Below are 14,001 nucleotides of genomic sequence, written 5' to 3'. Positions count from 1 at the left end.
ACAATGCATCGCGCGTGATCACGCCGCAACACCGGCGACCGCCGCGCCAGCGCAGGAATTGGCCACGTCCCCCATGTCCAAGAGTCGGCATTGGCAGCGCTCTACCGCGAGTTGGGTACCTAGCCGCCTGCGCTGAACGTCCGCTCATGCCGCGAGGCGCGCAATCCAACGCCATCGGCTGGATCGCCACCGCCCCACAACGGTGGCGATCCAGCCCAGCCCGGGTTATCGGTTTGCAGGCACGGTCGGCAGGCCGAGGCTGACCTGGCGAGTGATGCGGGTGATCCGTAGCGTGTCAGCCCGCTTGTCACGCAAGCACCGCAAGGTCCGGTCGATCCCCTCAATCTCGCCCAGCCAGCCCTCGGACGCCGCGCGTTTTCGCCGCTCCTCCAGGTCGGTCTCTAGTTCGTCGAGTCGGGGCAGCATTTTCGGGTTGATGTGCAGCTGGGCACATTTCAGGCAAGCGTGCTCATGCGGGCAGTCTGTCCCGTACGGGCGCCCGCAGGAGCCGAGCTCGACTTTGCGCTTGTCGAAGTGTTCCTCGAACTCGGTCCATTCCTCCTGGGTGGTTGGTCGGTACTCCTCCTCGGGCCGCATGGCGCGGCGGCGCGCGAGGAAGTCGTGGACATGTCGGATGACGTCCTCGGCGAACACTGCGACGTAACCTTGTGTGGTCTGAAGCGACAGGTGACCGAGCAACGCCGCGCCGATGTGGATCGGCAGGCCGTTGTTGACGACGTCCGTGGCGAACAGCCTTCGGAAGTCATGGGGTGTGAAGTGCAGCCCGCAGAACTCCGGGTTGGTCTCGCCGATGATCTCGCAGCGCTTGCGCAGGTTGTTCAGGATCGTGCCTGCGGCGACCACTCGCCGGACCCCACCGATCTGTCGTTGGAACAGGTACGGCATCGGCGCGGTCCACTGTCGCTCGTGGGCGTCGTAGCGGGGAACCAACGGGATCGGCCCGTGCTGGGTCTGGCGCATCACGATCATCGCGACAACATGGAAGAGCTCCGCTGACATGGGGATGACGCGCTCCCGGTCCGTTTTGGACGGGGCGATAACCAGTAGCGCGATCACCTCTCCGTTGGGCCGCTGGTACTGGCGGACGCTTGTGTGCGCCAACTCCACCAACTCCTCAGCCCGCACCCCTGTGTGCCTCAGTACCTCCACGTAAGCGAACTCCCAGAAAGCCGATTCCTCCTCGTCTGCCAGCGACCGCACCTCGCCAGTCTGCTCGTCGCGCACCCGCACGGACGGGAACTGCGGGTCGTCGTGGTGCCGCTGGTCTTGGCGGCTGCCCATCCGCAGGTAGGAGCGGCCAGCGTGAGTGAACATCTCGCCCAGCCCGGTGGCGCGCGCAGCCTCCAGCAGCGCCTTCACGTCGGTGTAGCGCTTCTCGACGTGTGTCACCAGGGTCGGCAGCAGCGGCTGGCGCACCCGGACACGGTCGGCCATGCGCTCGTTGATCCGCCTGCGCCGTTTGCCGAAGCCCCGTAGGTCTGCTGGCGGGATCGGGCACGGTGCGGCCCACCGCGCCCACCGCTGCGGCTCCTCCAACGCCCAGCTCTGCAGGTCCATGTAGAACGAGCGCACGCTGAGCAGGATCGTGGTGCCGCCATCCGCACGAGGCTTGCCGTCCCTGCGGACCCGCACCTCCTCGCGCCATTGCTCGTAGACCGCCTGCGAGATGTCGAGGTCACGCTGCCCTGGGGCAAGCTTCTCGATCTTGACCCAGAACTCCCCCGCGAGCTGCCGCCCGAGGCCCTCGCGGGTGGGATAGTCGGTGTCGCCTTGGCGGCGCACGAGGTAATCGATGATCAGCTGCCGCACATCGGGGTCGCGGACGCCGTAGTAGTCGACCATCTCCTCAGCCGACTTCTGGCCCCGGTAAATATACGTGCGCAGGGTGGGCGGCGTCCCCGGCGGGAAGTGGCCCATGCCGTGCAGCAGGTCCCAGGCCAGCAGGCCAGCGAACCTGTTGGAATCCGGACGCGCGGACACCACCAGGTTGAGTCGGCGGCACTCGTTGGCGTAGAACAGCAGGGCCTGTGGGGTGAGGTCGGCCAGAGCGATGCCTTGGGTGGTCAGCGCGCAGCACACATCGGCCAGCGCCCGGTACTGGTGGCGCTCGGATACCCGGGCGGTCCTGGCCTCCTCGAAGAACCTGTCTAGCAGCGGGTCGCGCTGCACCTCCAGGAAGGCGAAGGGGTACTGGTTGAACTTGTTGCCCCGGAACGCGGTCAACGAAGGCGTGATCACCCGCAGACACAGCAGCGCCTTCAACCCATGGGTGAGGTTGTAACCGCGGTACTTGTCTGGGTCCAGGTCGCTGACCGGCCGCTCGCCGGCGTCCAAGCCGCTGGCCATCCACCGCTCCTGCCATGTCCGACCCTCGAACACCTCCAGGCGCTCCAGCAGGTTCCGGGCGCCCGACCTGCGCTTCTGCCTGGGCGAGTCGAGCTGGGAACCAAGCTTGTCGCCAGCCAGGCTCACCAACTCCTCGATCGGCGCCGTGGACAGGTCGCCGAACGGTCGTGGCGACACGGCGGGAACGGCGGGCACGGCCTCGATCGCGTCGATGGCGAACCGGGACCGCAGTTGCCGTTTCTCGGCGTCGCGCTCGCGCAATGCCGGGGAACGCCGGTTGCGCAACGTGTACCGTTCAGCCACCGAACACCGCCTTGACGTCCGCCTCGGCGTACCCAGCCGGGAAGGTCCGCCGCGGGCGTGGCCGGTTGTAGTGCTCCTGGAGCTTGTCGAACATGTCCTCCACCCGGACGGTCACGTAGCGGCCCGTAGTCTCGATGTTGGCGTGCCGCAGCACCGCCTGGACTTCCCTCAAGGTCATTTCCGGGTCGTTGGCCATCCTGGTCGAGGCGGTATGCCGAAGGTCGTGTAGCGACCAGTTCGTGCCCAGCTTCTCGTTGGTCCGCTGCAACACCCTCCGCATCGCCCAGTAGGACAGCGGCCGGCTCCCGCCGCGGCGCGTGCGCCACAGCGGCTCTTCAGGGCCGGGAAGACCGTCGGCGTCCAGATAGCGGGTCAGATACCGGATCGCCTCCGACGATATCGGCACCGCCTGCCGCAGACGGGTGCCCTTCGAGATCACATACAGCCGCGCGCCAGCCCAGTCCACATCACCCAGTGCCACACCGAGCAACTCGCTCGCCCTAGCTCCGCTCGTCACGTAGCACAACAGGAGCGACCGGTCTCGATCGCAGGTCATCGCCGCGAACAACTCGTCCCACATCGCGTCCGGGATCGCCCGAGGCGCCGCGTCCGCGACCCGCTGCCGCAACCGCGCCCGCTTGAACCGCTGCTTCGCCTCGATCGGGCTGCGATGCGCCAGCGCCATCCGGCGGGCGCGCGAGGACGGCACCGGGTAGACAGCCGGTCCCCGGCCGAAATGCTGGTGATAGGCGTAGAACCCATACACCGCGGTCAGACAGTGGTTGATCGTCCTCGGCGCGTACCCTTCGGCCAGAGTCGGCTTGCCCGTGCGGATGTTCACCGAGCCCGGCGGGACTCCACCCACGCGCGCCCGCCTGCGCTGTGGGTTGCGCGCGGTCTTCATCCAGCCGACCAGGACATCGACCTCCGAGGCGGTCGCGCGCTGCCAGTCAACCTCCAACGCCCACAGCACCCTGAACCACCTAAGCAGGTCGTAGCCGTAGCTACGGCTTGTCAGCGGGCTCATGTCGCTCAACGCCAAGTCGCGCAGGTACCGGGTGACCGGCTCGACCTCAGCCCCGGCTGAGTCGATGACGATGAACGGAGGGAGCTTCCCCGCCGCAGCCGTGACAGCGCCGACCCGGTCGAGGTCCACCTGCCCCTCCATGAGCAGCCGTCGTCGATCAGACATACACCAAACCCTTTCCCGTCTCGGGTGGACAGTCCATCTTTGATCAGATCGGACTTGGTGCAGTCAACTGAACACTCGCGTCTGCCGTCGACCACCTGGGGAACGGTGAGCGCGGCGTCCATCTCCGATCCCAGGTGCCAGGCGCCGCGACGGACCAAGTGTGTCGGCGCGAAAGAGTCCGCCAGCACGTCATAGCCGTCGCTGACGGCCTGTCCACCGCGCCCGACCTGCAGAAAGCGCACACCGGCCGCCGCGAGCGCGGGAATGAGGTGGGCGTCGACGGCCTCGAACGTCGAGGGGTACTCCTCGCCGGTGCAGGCGGTGATGATCAGCAGTTCGTCGAGGTCGAAGTCCCGCGTTGACGGGTCGGTGAGCCAGCCGAACAAGATCGCGGCGCTGTCGACTCCGTTGCCGTTGGACATGACCACAGTGGCCGGGCGTTGGCCAGTGAAGTCGATGTACTGGTGTACGTGCCTGCGGGCCAGGCCCCGGCGGCACAGCAGCGGGTGGACCTCGCGGGAGGACCCGGCGTCCGCCGCCGAGGGAGTGCGCAGGTCGAGGTCGAGCATCCCGTCGGTCACGAGCGGCTCTGCTCGACAGTGTCGGGAAGGGCGGTGTCGGCCAAGGTCAGCAACGTGCCGATGTGCTCGTCGTAGAGCTCGACCTTGCCTTCGCGTGTGGGGCCGCGGTGATTGGCGGGCAGGATCCGGTCGCGGAAGCGCACCTGGTCGCGTGCCCGGCGGCGCAGCATCCCGACCAGGTCCGGGTCACCGCCCTCGGGCCGGGAGTCGGTCGGCACGGGTCGGTAGGTCCAACGGGTCCAGCGGTGCCAGTGCTGCGATTCGGGCTCGTCGGCGAGTTGCGGCATCGGCAGAGTGGTCCACCTGCGGCGATCGGCGTCATCCGCGTACGCCCACTCGACGTCGTGAACGATCTGCTGGACCTGCAGCGCCATGTGGCCGACATGCCGTGACAGTTCGATCTGGTGGCGGTGCTCCCGGCTGCCCTGGTCGTACCGCTCGCCACGCTCCCGCAGGGCGATCATCCGCTGCACGAGGTAGGTAACGTAGCCGCGGGCGAGGCTGACCCGGGTGGAGTACCGCGAGAACTCGTGTACCCCTGCGGAAAACGCCGCCGTGGACCCCGTGACGGACTTGTAGATCCACGGCAGGGCCGCGTCGTCAGTGGCCTGGATGCTCCAGCGGGTCTCCGCGGCGGGACGCTTGAGGAAGTAGGTGACATCGAGCCAGTTGTGCACGTGGACGCGCCCGGCCGGGGTATCGATGAGCCACAGAGTGGAGTCCTCCGCAGGGAGGCCACCGTCGTCGACCTGCGGGAACGTCGGTGGACCGAACCGGCTGGTCAGGACCTCGTAGCTGGTGCGGACAGTGCCGCGAAGGGTCATTCCGTCGTGAGAGGTAGTGCACGGAGTGTGCTGTATGTCGAGGTCGTCACCGAGGACGGCCATGTCGGGTTCCGTTCTGCTGTGCGCCGGTCACCCGGCGGGGCGGGGCCCCTGGCGGGGCCCGCCCGCCAGGCCATCGGCGCCGCGGCGGTCGCGGTCCCGCGCTGGCCCGACCGGTGTGATCCGGGTCCACGCAGACCGGTGGGCAGTGAGAAACGGCCGGATCACCCGTGTCGGAGTCAGTGAGCGGGCGCCTCGAGCGCCGCGGCGCCGACGGCCACCGTCGGGCGCGCCGACCGGTGGGCGCATCCGTTGGTCCTTTGCGGATGAGCACGAACACAAGCGGAATCCGCCGAACACCGACAGAACCACGGGAGGAACAGGTATCCTGCAACGACGATCGCGGCAGTTCCTGCTGGCGTTCGTGGATCAACTGTCGGCGTAGTTTGGCGACCTAGTCGGCCTTCGGGCCGGTGCGCCGGCGAGACTTCGGCCCGCCCCGACGAAACGGGGCGGGCCGAAGTCGTTCACAGATACGAGTGCTCGATCAGCCGGTGCTGCCGGCGATCAGGTCAAGGACGCTCTGGACCTCGGCCAGCGCGCCCTGCGAGTGCGGCTTCGGCGGCTGCATCTCCTTGACGCGGGCCTCCAGGTGGGCGATGACCCTGGTGAGGACATCGCTGTCGGTGGGGTAAGCGACGCTGAGGAACGCGCTGTCGACGACGCGCAGAGCCGGAGCGACACCGGACACTGGCCCCTCAGCGACGGCGTCACTCAACCCGAAGACCGTGTCCGGCCACGGGCGGTCTCGCAGTTGCGCAGGCAACGTCTCAGCGGGCATGTCGATGTTCACACCGAGTCCGCGGAAAAAGTCGCTGACCAGGTTGACGAGGTCGCCGCCATTCCACCCGCCGCTGTCTTCCTGCTCCAGTGCCTTGAGCTGGTCGTACAGGTCGAGGATCGCCGCCCCTTCGACGCTGTGCGGGTTGATGCGCAAGGAACTTGTTCCGTCACCGGCGACGGCCGCGGCGTCGATACGCGCAATGACATCGCCATCCTGAGTTGACATTCCGAGGCTGGAACCGTTGTCCCAGCGGATGTGCACGGTTCCCATGTCGTCGACGAACGTGACAGTGCCCTGGTCGCCAGGTTTGAGGTCGGTATGCGCGTCGGTGGTGTTCACGAGCTCGACGCGGTCCTTCTTTTGGAACTCGCCCATCGCGGGCCTCCCTTTGTCGGCGGGGCGTACAGGCGCACCGGTGAGCAGGTCCCGGCGACGGCGGCACCCCGGCGGGTAACGGTGGGTGGAGTCCGCGGGCCTTGCCGCCGTCGCCGAGGCGTGCTGCGGTGAGGTGCGACGAGCGCATCGTCGGCGGCCCGCCTCGGTGGCGATAACTGGGTCAGCGTCCACGGCGCGGGCGGTGGCCGATGCGGTGGACGTGGCTTCTCCCTGCGGGTTCTGCAGAGAGTCGCGAACCAGGCGGGCCTGCGGGGCGGGGACACCTGATGTAGATGTCCCCGCGGAATCCGCTGGTTAGTCCCACCAGATCCGGATCCGGTACGGGTTGTCGCCGGGCTTGCCAACCACTGGGGCGGGCGTGATCGGGTGCTGCTGCACGGTGATCTCGTCGGCGCGCATCTCCCGCGCCCAGTCAATGACGCGCTGGGCGTACGCCTGCCGCTCGGAGTCGGTGAACCTGGTGTTTGTGCTGGCAGCGGAGCAGCCGATGCGCTGGTTCTCGAAGTACGGCACGTCGAGGTAGAGGACAGCCGTGCCCTCGGCGCCGAAATCAACGCGCATTGCGTCGTCGAATAGCGACCCGATAGTGCTAGCGACCCGGGACGGGTCGAAGTTGTTGCCGCCCAACGCCTCAGCCATGACCGCCTGGAAGGTGGCGCGGTTGCGAATCCCGACAGTGAAGTTCAGGCTGACCTTCTGGCCGACGCGAACGAATTCGACAACGCTGGTGTCGACTGAGTGATCCCGAGCCATGGATTCCTCCTGGTCGCGGTGTACGTGGACACCGCTTGAAGAGCCGGCGGTGCGCACCAGCGCTGGGCTCGGCGAAGCCGACCGCTCTGCGGCTCCGGCCTTGCGCTGGTGCGCACCGGCGGCTGCGCTGCGCGTCCACGACCCGGACAGCGGCGGCGCGAGTTTCAGCGGCGGAACCAGGCTGGCGCCTCGAAGTCGTCGGACGGCCGGAAACTGTGAACCGTGTGAGGTTCGCGCACGCGACACACGTCAGGCCGCGAGGTCGGATTGCTGCTCTCGTCGACGAAGTTCGGCAAGTGTCAGCGGGTAGGTAAGTCCCGCACGGCGCTCTTTGAGGATCGCGACGTCCTTGCCGGTCCTGTCACGAAATCCTTGTTCGCGGGCCTCGTAGTCGGCGTAGCGGTCGGGAAAGTGCCGCATGGTGCGCAGCCAGTGCCGCTGTCCTCCTCGCACGCACATCTGTCCGCAGTTGGCGTGGTCCCACCCGAGGGCATACGCCGCCGGCGGGATCAGGCCAAGCGCACGGGCCTCCGCCAGCATCGCTTCCTTGGTCAGGCCCGGCTCGTCGAGCAGCGGTAGCTCGACCTGCCAGGGCTGCCACCCTTGGCGGATTGCGGGGGCACGTCTCCGGTCGCGGTCGCTGTTGTCGATGCCGATGTAGAGGACGGTGTCGTTGGGGTCGGTGTTGTCGGTCAGCCAGCGTCGACACGGAAGGATCTTGAGGACGTAGGAGCAGGGTGCGAGCCTGCTGTTGCCGAGGATTCACTACCCGACACACCTGTCGAACTCTGTGGTCGATCAGGTTCAGATTGATCTGGAGTGGACGGTGGGGTTTTGGACGGGTTGCAGGAGTGGGTGTCGGAGGGCTGGTACCTCGGGTTCTACGACTTCCGGCGGGGGTTTGAGTCGGTTGAGGATCTGGTACCTGGTGGTGATGTGCTCGAGAGGGCTCGCCGGAACGGGGCTCGGGACGGTACGCCGTACCTGCTGGGTCCTGACGGCCGGGCGGATGCGCGGATCAACGCGTTCTGGCGGGCACCGGGTGTTGGCGGTCGGAGGCTGGCGAGGGACACGAAGCGGCGGTATGCGTTCTCGTTGAAGGTCTGGTTGGACTTCCTGTTCGCCGTGGGGTGCAGGTGGGACGCGGCGACGCCGAGCGTGGTTGCGGCGTTCAAGGAGTGGAGGTTGTCCGCGGAGGAGAACCCGAGGCATGTGGTGCCGGGTTCGTTCCGGGTGGACCTTGCCGCGTTGGGGAGGTTCTACAAGTGGGCCGCCGCTGAGGACCGGGTCGAGAACCCGATCCGGCTGCGGGTGATCGGCCGGACGTTCCGCGGGGAAGAGGTCACCGTGCTGGAGGCGAGCCCGTCCGGGGGTCGTCGGGCCGACGTGAAGTGGCTGACGCCGGAGGCGTTCAGGTTGTGGCGCAACCTCGGCCTGCGCGGCTTCACCTCGGAGGGGCTGCCGGCGCCGGGCTGGCGCGGGCGCACCGAGGACCGCGATGTCGCGTTCGTCGAGGGCCTCTACGGCACCGGGCTTCGGCTGGGTGAGTGGTCCAGCGTGCTGACCGTGGAACTGCCGGAGGTCGTCGACCGAGGGTTGTTCCGCTGCTGGGTGGCCACGAAGTGCGCGAAGGGCGGCAGCGGGCGGCAGTACTGGATGCGCAGGCGGGTGGCGCAGTTGGCCCGTTTCTACGTGGAGGAGGGCGGCCGCTCGGCCGCGGTCGCCCGAGCGCAACGAGCGGGTCGCTACGAGCAGGTCGTGGATCGGTGGCTGCTCACGCAAGTCCGGCCGAACGGTGTGGTCCGGGTCGTTGACGAGAAGGGTCGTGAGCGCAGCGTCCGCCTCGACACGCTGGATCCGGGGCAGCGGATGCGCCTGTTCCGGGCGGGTCCGAGCGGGTTGGAGCCGTTGTGGTTGTGGCTCAACCACGATGGCACGCCGCGCAGGAAGCAGGCCTGGCACAAGACGTTCGACCGCGCGAACCAGCGGGTCGACAAGACGCTGGCGCTGTCGGGCCAGTCCGGCCGGTTGTGGTGTCGCCCGCATATGCTCCGGCACGGGTTCGCGATGCGCTGGTACTGCATCGCGACGTTCGTGGCCTGGCAGCGCACCGGTCTGCTGACCGAGAAGGAGCGACGCGACTTCCGCAACCAGCTTGGAGACGTGTGGTTCCTGCTGGCCACCTTGCTGGGCCACAGCGACGTCCAGACCACCAGGTCGGTCTACTTGGAACCGTTCCAGGCGTTGCAGATCGAGCACCTGATCGAGTTGATGGACGCCGACGACCGGGATGCCCTGCACCGGCTGGTGGAGGCCCTCGGTGCCAGTGAGCCCAGGGTACTGACGGCGGTGCTCGCGTGAGCGGACCCGGCCAACGGGCCGCGCAACCGCCCACCGGCTGGCACCCACCCGCTCGCCGCGACGGCCTGGTGGTCCAGTTCGTCAGCGAGGACGGCACGCAGCGCAAGCCGTTCGACTTCGCCCGGCTGCCATGCCGACCGGAGATCGCCGAGGACCTGGCGGTCGCGTTCGAGGCCGCGACCGGCCCATTGGGCACCTGGAAGCGGCAGGCGGCCGCGCAGAATCTGTGGACCGCGGCACGGCAGGCCGGGCGGTGGTTGGCCGACAACCATCCGACGATGACCACGCTGGCCGACCTGGGCAGCGCCAACGCCCGACTGATGGCGCAGTCGTTCGTGCTGCCCAGCGGCGATCGGCTGGTGGGCGTGCTGCGGACGTTGCTCGGCTACAGCCCGGTCGTGTCCGACGAGGTCGTCGAGGCACTGGTTCGCCGCTGGGGCGGACGCGGCTACGATGCACGGCAGCCCTACACCGCCGAGGAGTTCCGGCGGATCACGGTCGCGGCCCGCGGGCTGGTCCGCCGGGCTCGGCAGCGGCTGCGCACGCACTGGGCGATGGTCGAGGACTACCAGACAGGCGTGTTCGACGACCTGTCGCCCCGCCACCCACGACGAGAACTCGCACAGGCCCTCGACCACTGCGCCAGGACCGGCGACATCCCGCGGTCACCAGCGACCGGGCGAGCCTCCAAGCTCAACGGCAGGGCGGTCACCGCTGCCGACGGCCAGAACTTGCTCGGGCTGCTACACCTAACCGGCAGGGACATCTGGGCGTTCGGAGTGCTGCTGACCGCGCTGACCGGCATGAACATGTCCGTGCTGGACGAGATGCCCGCGGCGCACCTGCGCGCCTCCGCACCGGGTGAGCCAGGGATCGCGCTGGTCAGCGTGAACAAGCCACGCCGGGGATCGCGCTCGGCGATGACCATGTCGTTGACTGGACTGCCCACAGAGTTGCGACCAGCCAGCGGCGGCAGCCGCTCACCGGAGGTGCTCAACACCTCGCTCACCACAGCGTTCGGAGTGTTCCGTCTGCTGACCGAACTGACCGAGCCGTTGCGCCGCCAGATCGGCAGCACCCGAGCGCTCGTCTACTACACGAAAAGCCCGGAGCGGGCGGGTGAGTCCCGGTTCCGAGAGGGGCTTCCCGGCCAGAACGACGAACAGCGGACGCGCTGGCTTCGGCCGGTGGTGTCCGGCGACTACGCCCGCGACCAGGTGCTGGTGACGCTAAGTCTGGATCGGCTGCGCAAGACCTACCTCGAGCAGAATCGCAAGCCGGTCGCCCACACCCCGGCCACCCTGGCCGGTTACCTGCGCCGGATGCGCTCGGTCACCGAGGAAGGCTTCCAGGTCGTCCGCGAAGCCCTCGACGAACAGGTCGCCGCGGCACTCGCCCGCCGCACCATGACCGTCGCCACCGACGACCACGCCGATCGCGGCCAGGACACGGTCCTCGGCCACTGCGAGGACTTCGACCACTCGCCACTCGACGACGGCGACACCTGCCGACAGTCCTTTCTGTCCTGTCTGGACTGCCGCAACGCACGCGCCTTCCCACGACACCTGCCGCTACAGCTGCTCGTGCTCGACGAGCTGCGCGCCAGCCGGGCGAGCATGCCGATCGACCGATGGGTCGGCGAGTTCGCCGGACGGGCCGCTCAGCTCGACGACTTGATCAGCGAATACGAACCCGCCCAGATCGCCCAAGCCCGCGTCCACACCACCGACGACCACCGCCACCTGGTCGCCCGCCTGTTCTCCGGAGACCTCGACCCACTATGACCAGCCCAGCCCTGACGACCGAACACATCGCCGGACTCCCGATCACCCCGACATCGCCGGTCATCGTCAACCGCACGCTGCACCCCGACGCTGACCTCACCATGCTGCCCGCGTTCGGCGACCCCTGGTGGGACCTCACCGCCGCCCTGCCCGACCGGCACAGCCCACGCCCACGCATCTACTGGGACCGCTTCCCCGAGCAGTTCATGCACGCCTGCAAGCTCTACGTCTTCGCCCTGGTCAACCTCGACGAACCGAGGATGACGCGGTCGCGCCCCACCATCCCGGCAATCAAGACCCTCTACGCCGACCTCGCAGCGTTGCAGTTCTTCCTCGCGTGGCTCGCCGACCGCGGCATCACCGCATTCGCCGAGGTCACCGACGACGACCTCAACGCCTACCTGAACCACCTCACCGACCTCACCGCGCGCACCAGCGACTGGAAGCGGAAGAAGCTGCTGGCCGTTCAACGCCTGCACGCCTACCGCGACACCCTCCCACCTCGACACCGGCTCCCCGCGCCGCGGCCCTGGGGCGGCGCCACCGCTGGCGAACTCGCCGAGCACGAAGGCCACAAACTCAGGGAGAACCGCACACCGCGAATCCACCCCGACGTGATGCACCCGCTGTTGTCAGCGGCGCTGCTGGTCAGCACGACCATCGCAGCCGACCTGCTCCCCACAGCCCGGCGGCTGGTCGCCATGCGGCACTTGGCACACCAGGTCGCTCCGGACTCCCGCAGGCAACCCGGTCTCATCGGCACGGCACGCAGGCGTGCCCTCCTCGAACACTGCCGCGGTCACCTACTGCCCGCCCTCACGGCCGCGGGTCTGCCCCTGCCTGGCCGTCGGCTGCGCGGCATGATGACGATCGACATCGACGGTCTTACCGTCGGCGGATGGCTCGACCGCGTCCAGCTGCGCAAGTTCCCGGCCCTGCGCGACGCGATCGCCGACAGTGGGCTGCCTGTCAAGGTCAACTGGCTGCGCGTCACCGGGTTCACCACGATCGGCCATCGGACATGGCGCTCGACCTCGGTCGAGGCGACCGAACTGGTCGAACTGCTGCGGCACGTCACCACCGCCTGTTTCCTGGTCACCGCCTACCTATCCGGCATCCGCACCGGCGAAGCGCTCAACCTGCGCCGCGGCTGCATCACCCACGACACCAAACTCGGGCAGATCTTCCTGTCCGGCCAACAGATGAAGACCAGCGACGACCGGCGCGAACGCTCACCGCGGACGATCCCGTGGGTCGTCACCGAGCCGGTCGCCCACGCCATCTCGGTGCTGGAAGACCTCACGCCCGGCCCGGTCCTGTTCCCACTCGGCGAGTTCTGCTCGCCGCAGTGGATCGACGCGAGCCGCCACAGCTGCCGCCGCTCCAGTTCCATCACCGCGAACATCGCCGAGTTCATCGCCTGGTTCAACAGCAGCATCGTCCCCACCACAGGCCACCCCACCATCGGCGAGGACCCCGAAGGTTCGATCACCGCACCCAGGCTCCGGCGGACACTGGCCTGGCACATCGTCCGCAAGCCCGGCGGGACTATCGCGGGTGCGACCCAATACGGGCATCTGCACACCAACATCATCCGTGGCTACGCGGGCAACGCGGCGTCCGGCTTCCTCGACGAGATCACCTTCGAGGAGTTCCTGCTACGTGCGGAAACCCTGCACGACGACCACCAACGGCTCACGCGCGGCGAGCACGTCTCCGGCCCGGCCGCGGACACCTACAAGGACAGGGTCGCGGCGGCCTCGCGCTTCGCCGGGCTGACTATCACCACACCCGCCCAAGTCAACAACGCGCTGGCCAACCCAGACCTGCAGGTCCACCACGGGGCACTCCTGACCTGCGTCTATCGCCCGGCCACCGCCGCCTGCCAAGACGACGGCACCGGCGACGGCCCGGTCTGGGGACGATGCCGCCTGACCTGCCGCAACGCGGCCCGCACCGACCGCGACATCACCGCGCTGCGCGACCACGTCCGCGGCCTCACGGCGGACCTGGACGGGCCCGTCCTCCCCGACCCACTCCGTCGACGCGTCGAGCTTCGCCTCGCCGAGCATCAACGAGCGCTGACCGAACACGAAACCACCCGACCCGCGCCCACACCGACCATCGGAGTCCCCGCATGAACGACCGCGAACAGCAGCTCGACGACGAACGCCAACGCATCCGAGACGCGGCCCAGCGACTGCTGGACGGCCACCCGCACAGAAGCAGTGGCAAGCTCACCGTCTCCACGCTCGCCACCGAAGCAGCGGTGACACGCCAACGCCTCTACGAGCACCACACCGACCTCGTCGACCAGTTCAAGACAGCCGCCGGCGGCGGCCCGATCGCCCCCGACGTCGAGGCACTACGCCATCAACTCGCCGCGGCCCACAAACTGATCACGCAGCTCGAGCACGACAACAAGCAACTCCGCGGCAAGATCGCCGCGCTCTGCGCGGTGATCACCGAACTCACCCATGAGACCTACGCCGACAACGTCGTCACGTTGCCTCAACGCCGTCGGCCACGGCCAAGCACGGCAATGCGCTCCGGGCAGACCGAGCAGACAGTCGAGTGACCTCGACTTTCTCCTGCG

11 protein-coding genes are annotated in these 14,001 nt (G+C 68.2%); 4 read left to right on the top strand and 7 right to left on the bottom strand.

Features of this window, described 5'->3' with window-relative positions; translation table 11 throughout:
• Positions 1-225: 225 nt before the first annotated feature.
• From BN1701_RS09060 to BN1701_RS09035, 7 genes are all read right to left on the bottom strand, one after another.
• Positions 226-2,670: a site-specific integrase gene (locus tag BN1701_RS09060; protein WP_157367856.1), complete on the bottom strand. Its 2,445-nt coding sequence runs from the start codon at positions 2,668-2,670 to the stop codon at positions 226-228.
• Positions 2,663-3,226 (bottom strand): site-specific integrase, encoded by a 564-nt coding sequence (locus tag BN1701_RS36790; protein ID WP_082860304.1) that lies wholly within the window; start codon positions 3,224-3,226, stop codon positions 2,663-2,665. Before BN1701_RS36790 ends, BN1701_RS09060 begins: the two co-directional genes overlap by 8 nt.
• Before the next feature lie 476 nt (positions 3,227-3,702).
• Entirely contained in the window at positions 3,703-4,443 is a 741-nt protein-coding gene (locus BN1701_RS36785; protein ID WP_082859740.1) for a hypothetical protein, read from the bottom strand.
• On the bottom strand, positions 4,440-5,267 hold the full coding sequence (locus BN1701_RS09050; protein ID WP_054047313.1) for a hypothetical protein: 828 nt from the start codon (positions 5,265-5,267) through the stop codon (positions 4,440-4,442). Before BN1701_RS09050 ends, BN1701_RS36785 begins: the two co-directional genes overlap by 4 nt.
• Before the next feature lie 547 nt (positions 5,268-5,814).
• Complete coding sequence (locus BN1701_RS09045) at positions 5,815-6,486, bottom strand: DUF4314 domain-containing protein (protein ID WP_067520617.1); 672 nt, start codon at positions 6,484-6,486, stop codon at positions 5,815-5,817.
• Positions 6,487-6,801: 315 nt separating this feature from the next.
• Positions 6,802-7,260, bottom strand: a complete 459-nt coding sequence (locus BN1701_RS09040; protein ID WP_054047312.1) for a hypothetical protein — start codon at positions 7,258-7,260, stop codon at positions 6,802-6,804.
• Positions 7,261-7,509: 249 nt separating this feature from the next.
• Positions 7,510-7,800 carry a hypothetical protein gene (locus BN1701_RS09035; protein WP_054047309.1) on the bottom strand — a complete coding sequence of 97 codons (291 nt, stop codon included), beginning with the start codon at positions 7,798-7,800 and terminating at the stop codon, positions 7,510-7,512.
• A 279-nt stretch (positions 7,801-8,079) separates the two neighbouring features.
• On the opposite strand from BN1701_RS09035, the gene BN1701_RS09030 reads away from it, so the two are divergent.
• Genes BN1701_RS09030 through BN1701_RS09015 form a run of 4 tightly spaced genes read left to right on the top strand, consistent with a single transcriptional unit; the run spans position 8,080 to position 13,983 of the window.
• A complete protein-coding gene (locus BN1701_RS09030; protein WP_369800511.1) occupies positions 8,080-9,621 on the top strand; it encodes a site-specific integrase in 1,542 nt (513 codons plus the stop codon).
• Positions 9,618-11,405 (top strand): hypothetical protein, encoded by a 1,788-nt coding sequence (locus tag BN1701_RS09025; RefSeq protein ID WP_082859739.1) that lies wholly within the window; start codon positions 9,618-9,620, stop codon positions 11,403-11,405. The genes BN1701_RS09030 and BN1701_RS09025 overlap by 4 nt, the downstream gene beginning before the upstream one ends.
• Positions 11,402-13,546 (top strand): integrase, encoded by a 2,145-nt coding sequence (locus BN1701_RS34095; RefSeq protein ID WP_054047307.1) that lies wholly within the window; start codon positions 11,402-11,404, stop codon positions 13,544-13,546. Before BN1701_RS09025 ends, BN1701_RS34095 begins: the two co-directional genes overlap by 4 nt.
• The gene (locus tag BN1701_RS09015; RefSeq protein ID WP_054047305.1) at positions 13,543-13,983 is read left to right on the top strand and encodes a hypothetical protein; all 441 of its coding nucleotides are present in this window, start codon (positions 13,543-13,545) and stop codon (positions 13,981-13,983) included. Before BN1701_RS34095 ends, BN1701_RS09015 begins: the two co-directional genes overlap by 4 nt.
• The last annotated feature ends 18 nt before the right edge of the window (positions 13,984-14,001 follow it).

This window comes from Alloactinosynnema sp. L-07, assembly GCF_900070365.1.
Taxonomy (GTDB): domain Bacteria; phylum Actinomycetota; class Actinomycetes; order Mycobacteriales; family Pseudonocardiaceae; genus Actinokineospora.
Note: the sequence above shows the minus strand (reverse complement) of the source record. Positions and strands in the feature narration are given on the sequence as shown.

Coding starts and splice junctions, on each gene's coding strand:
- BN1701_RS36790 (WP_082860304.1), bottom strand. CDS start 3,226: ATGACCTGCGATCGAGACCGGTCGCTCCTGTTGTGCTACGTGACGAGC.
- BN1701_RS09050 (WP_054047313.1), bottom strand. CDS start 5,267: ATGACCCTTCGCGGCACTGTCCGCACCAGCTACGAGGTCCTGACCAGC.
- BN1701_RS09045 (WP_067520617.1), bottom strand. CDS start 6,486: ATGGGCGAGTTCCAAAAGAAGGACCGCGTCGAGCTCGTGAACACCACC.
- BN1701_RS09040 (WP_054047312.1), bottom strand. CDS start 7,260: ATGGCTCGGGATCACTCAGTCGACACCAGCGTTGTCGAATTCGTTCGC.
- BN1701_RS09035 (WP_054047309.1), bottom strand. CDS start 7,800: ATGCTGGCGGAGGCCCGTGCGCTTGGCCTGATCCCGCCGGCGGCGTAT.
- BN1701_RS34095 (WP_054047307.1), top strand. CDS start 11,402: ATGACCAGCCCAGCCCTGACGACCGAACACATCGCCGGACTCCCGATC.
- BN1701_RS09015 (WP_054047305.1), top strand. CDS start 13,543: ATGAACGACCGCGAACAGCAGCTCGACGACGAACGCCAACGCATCCGA.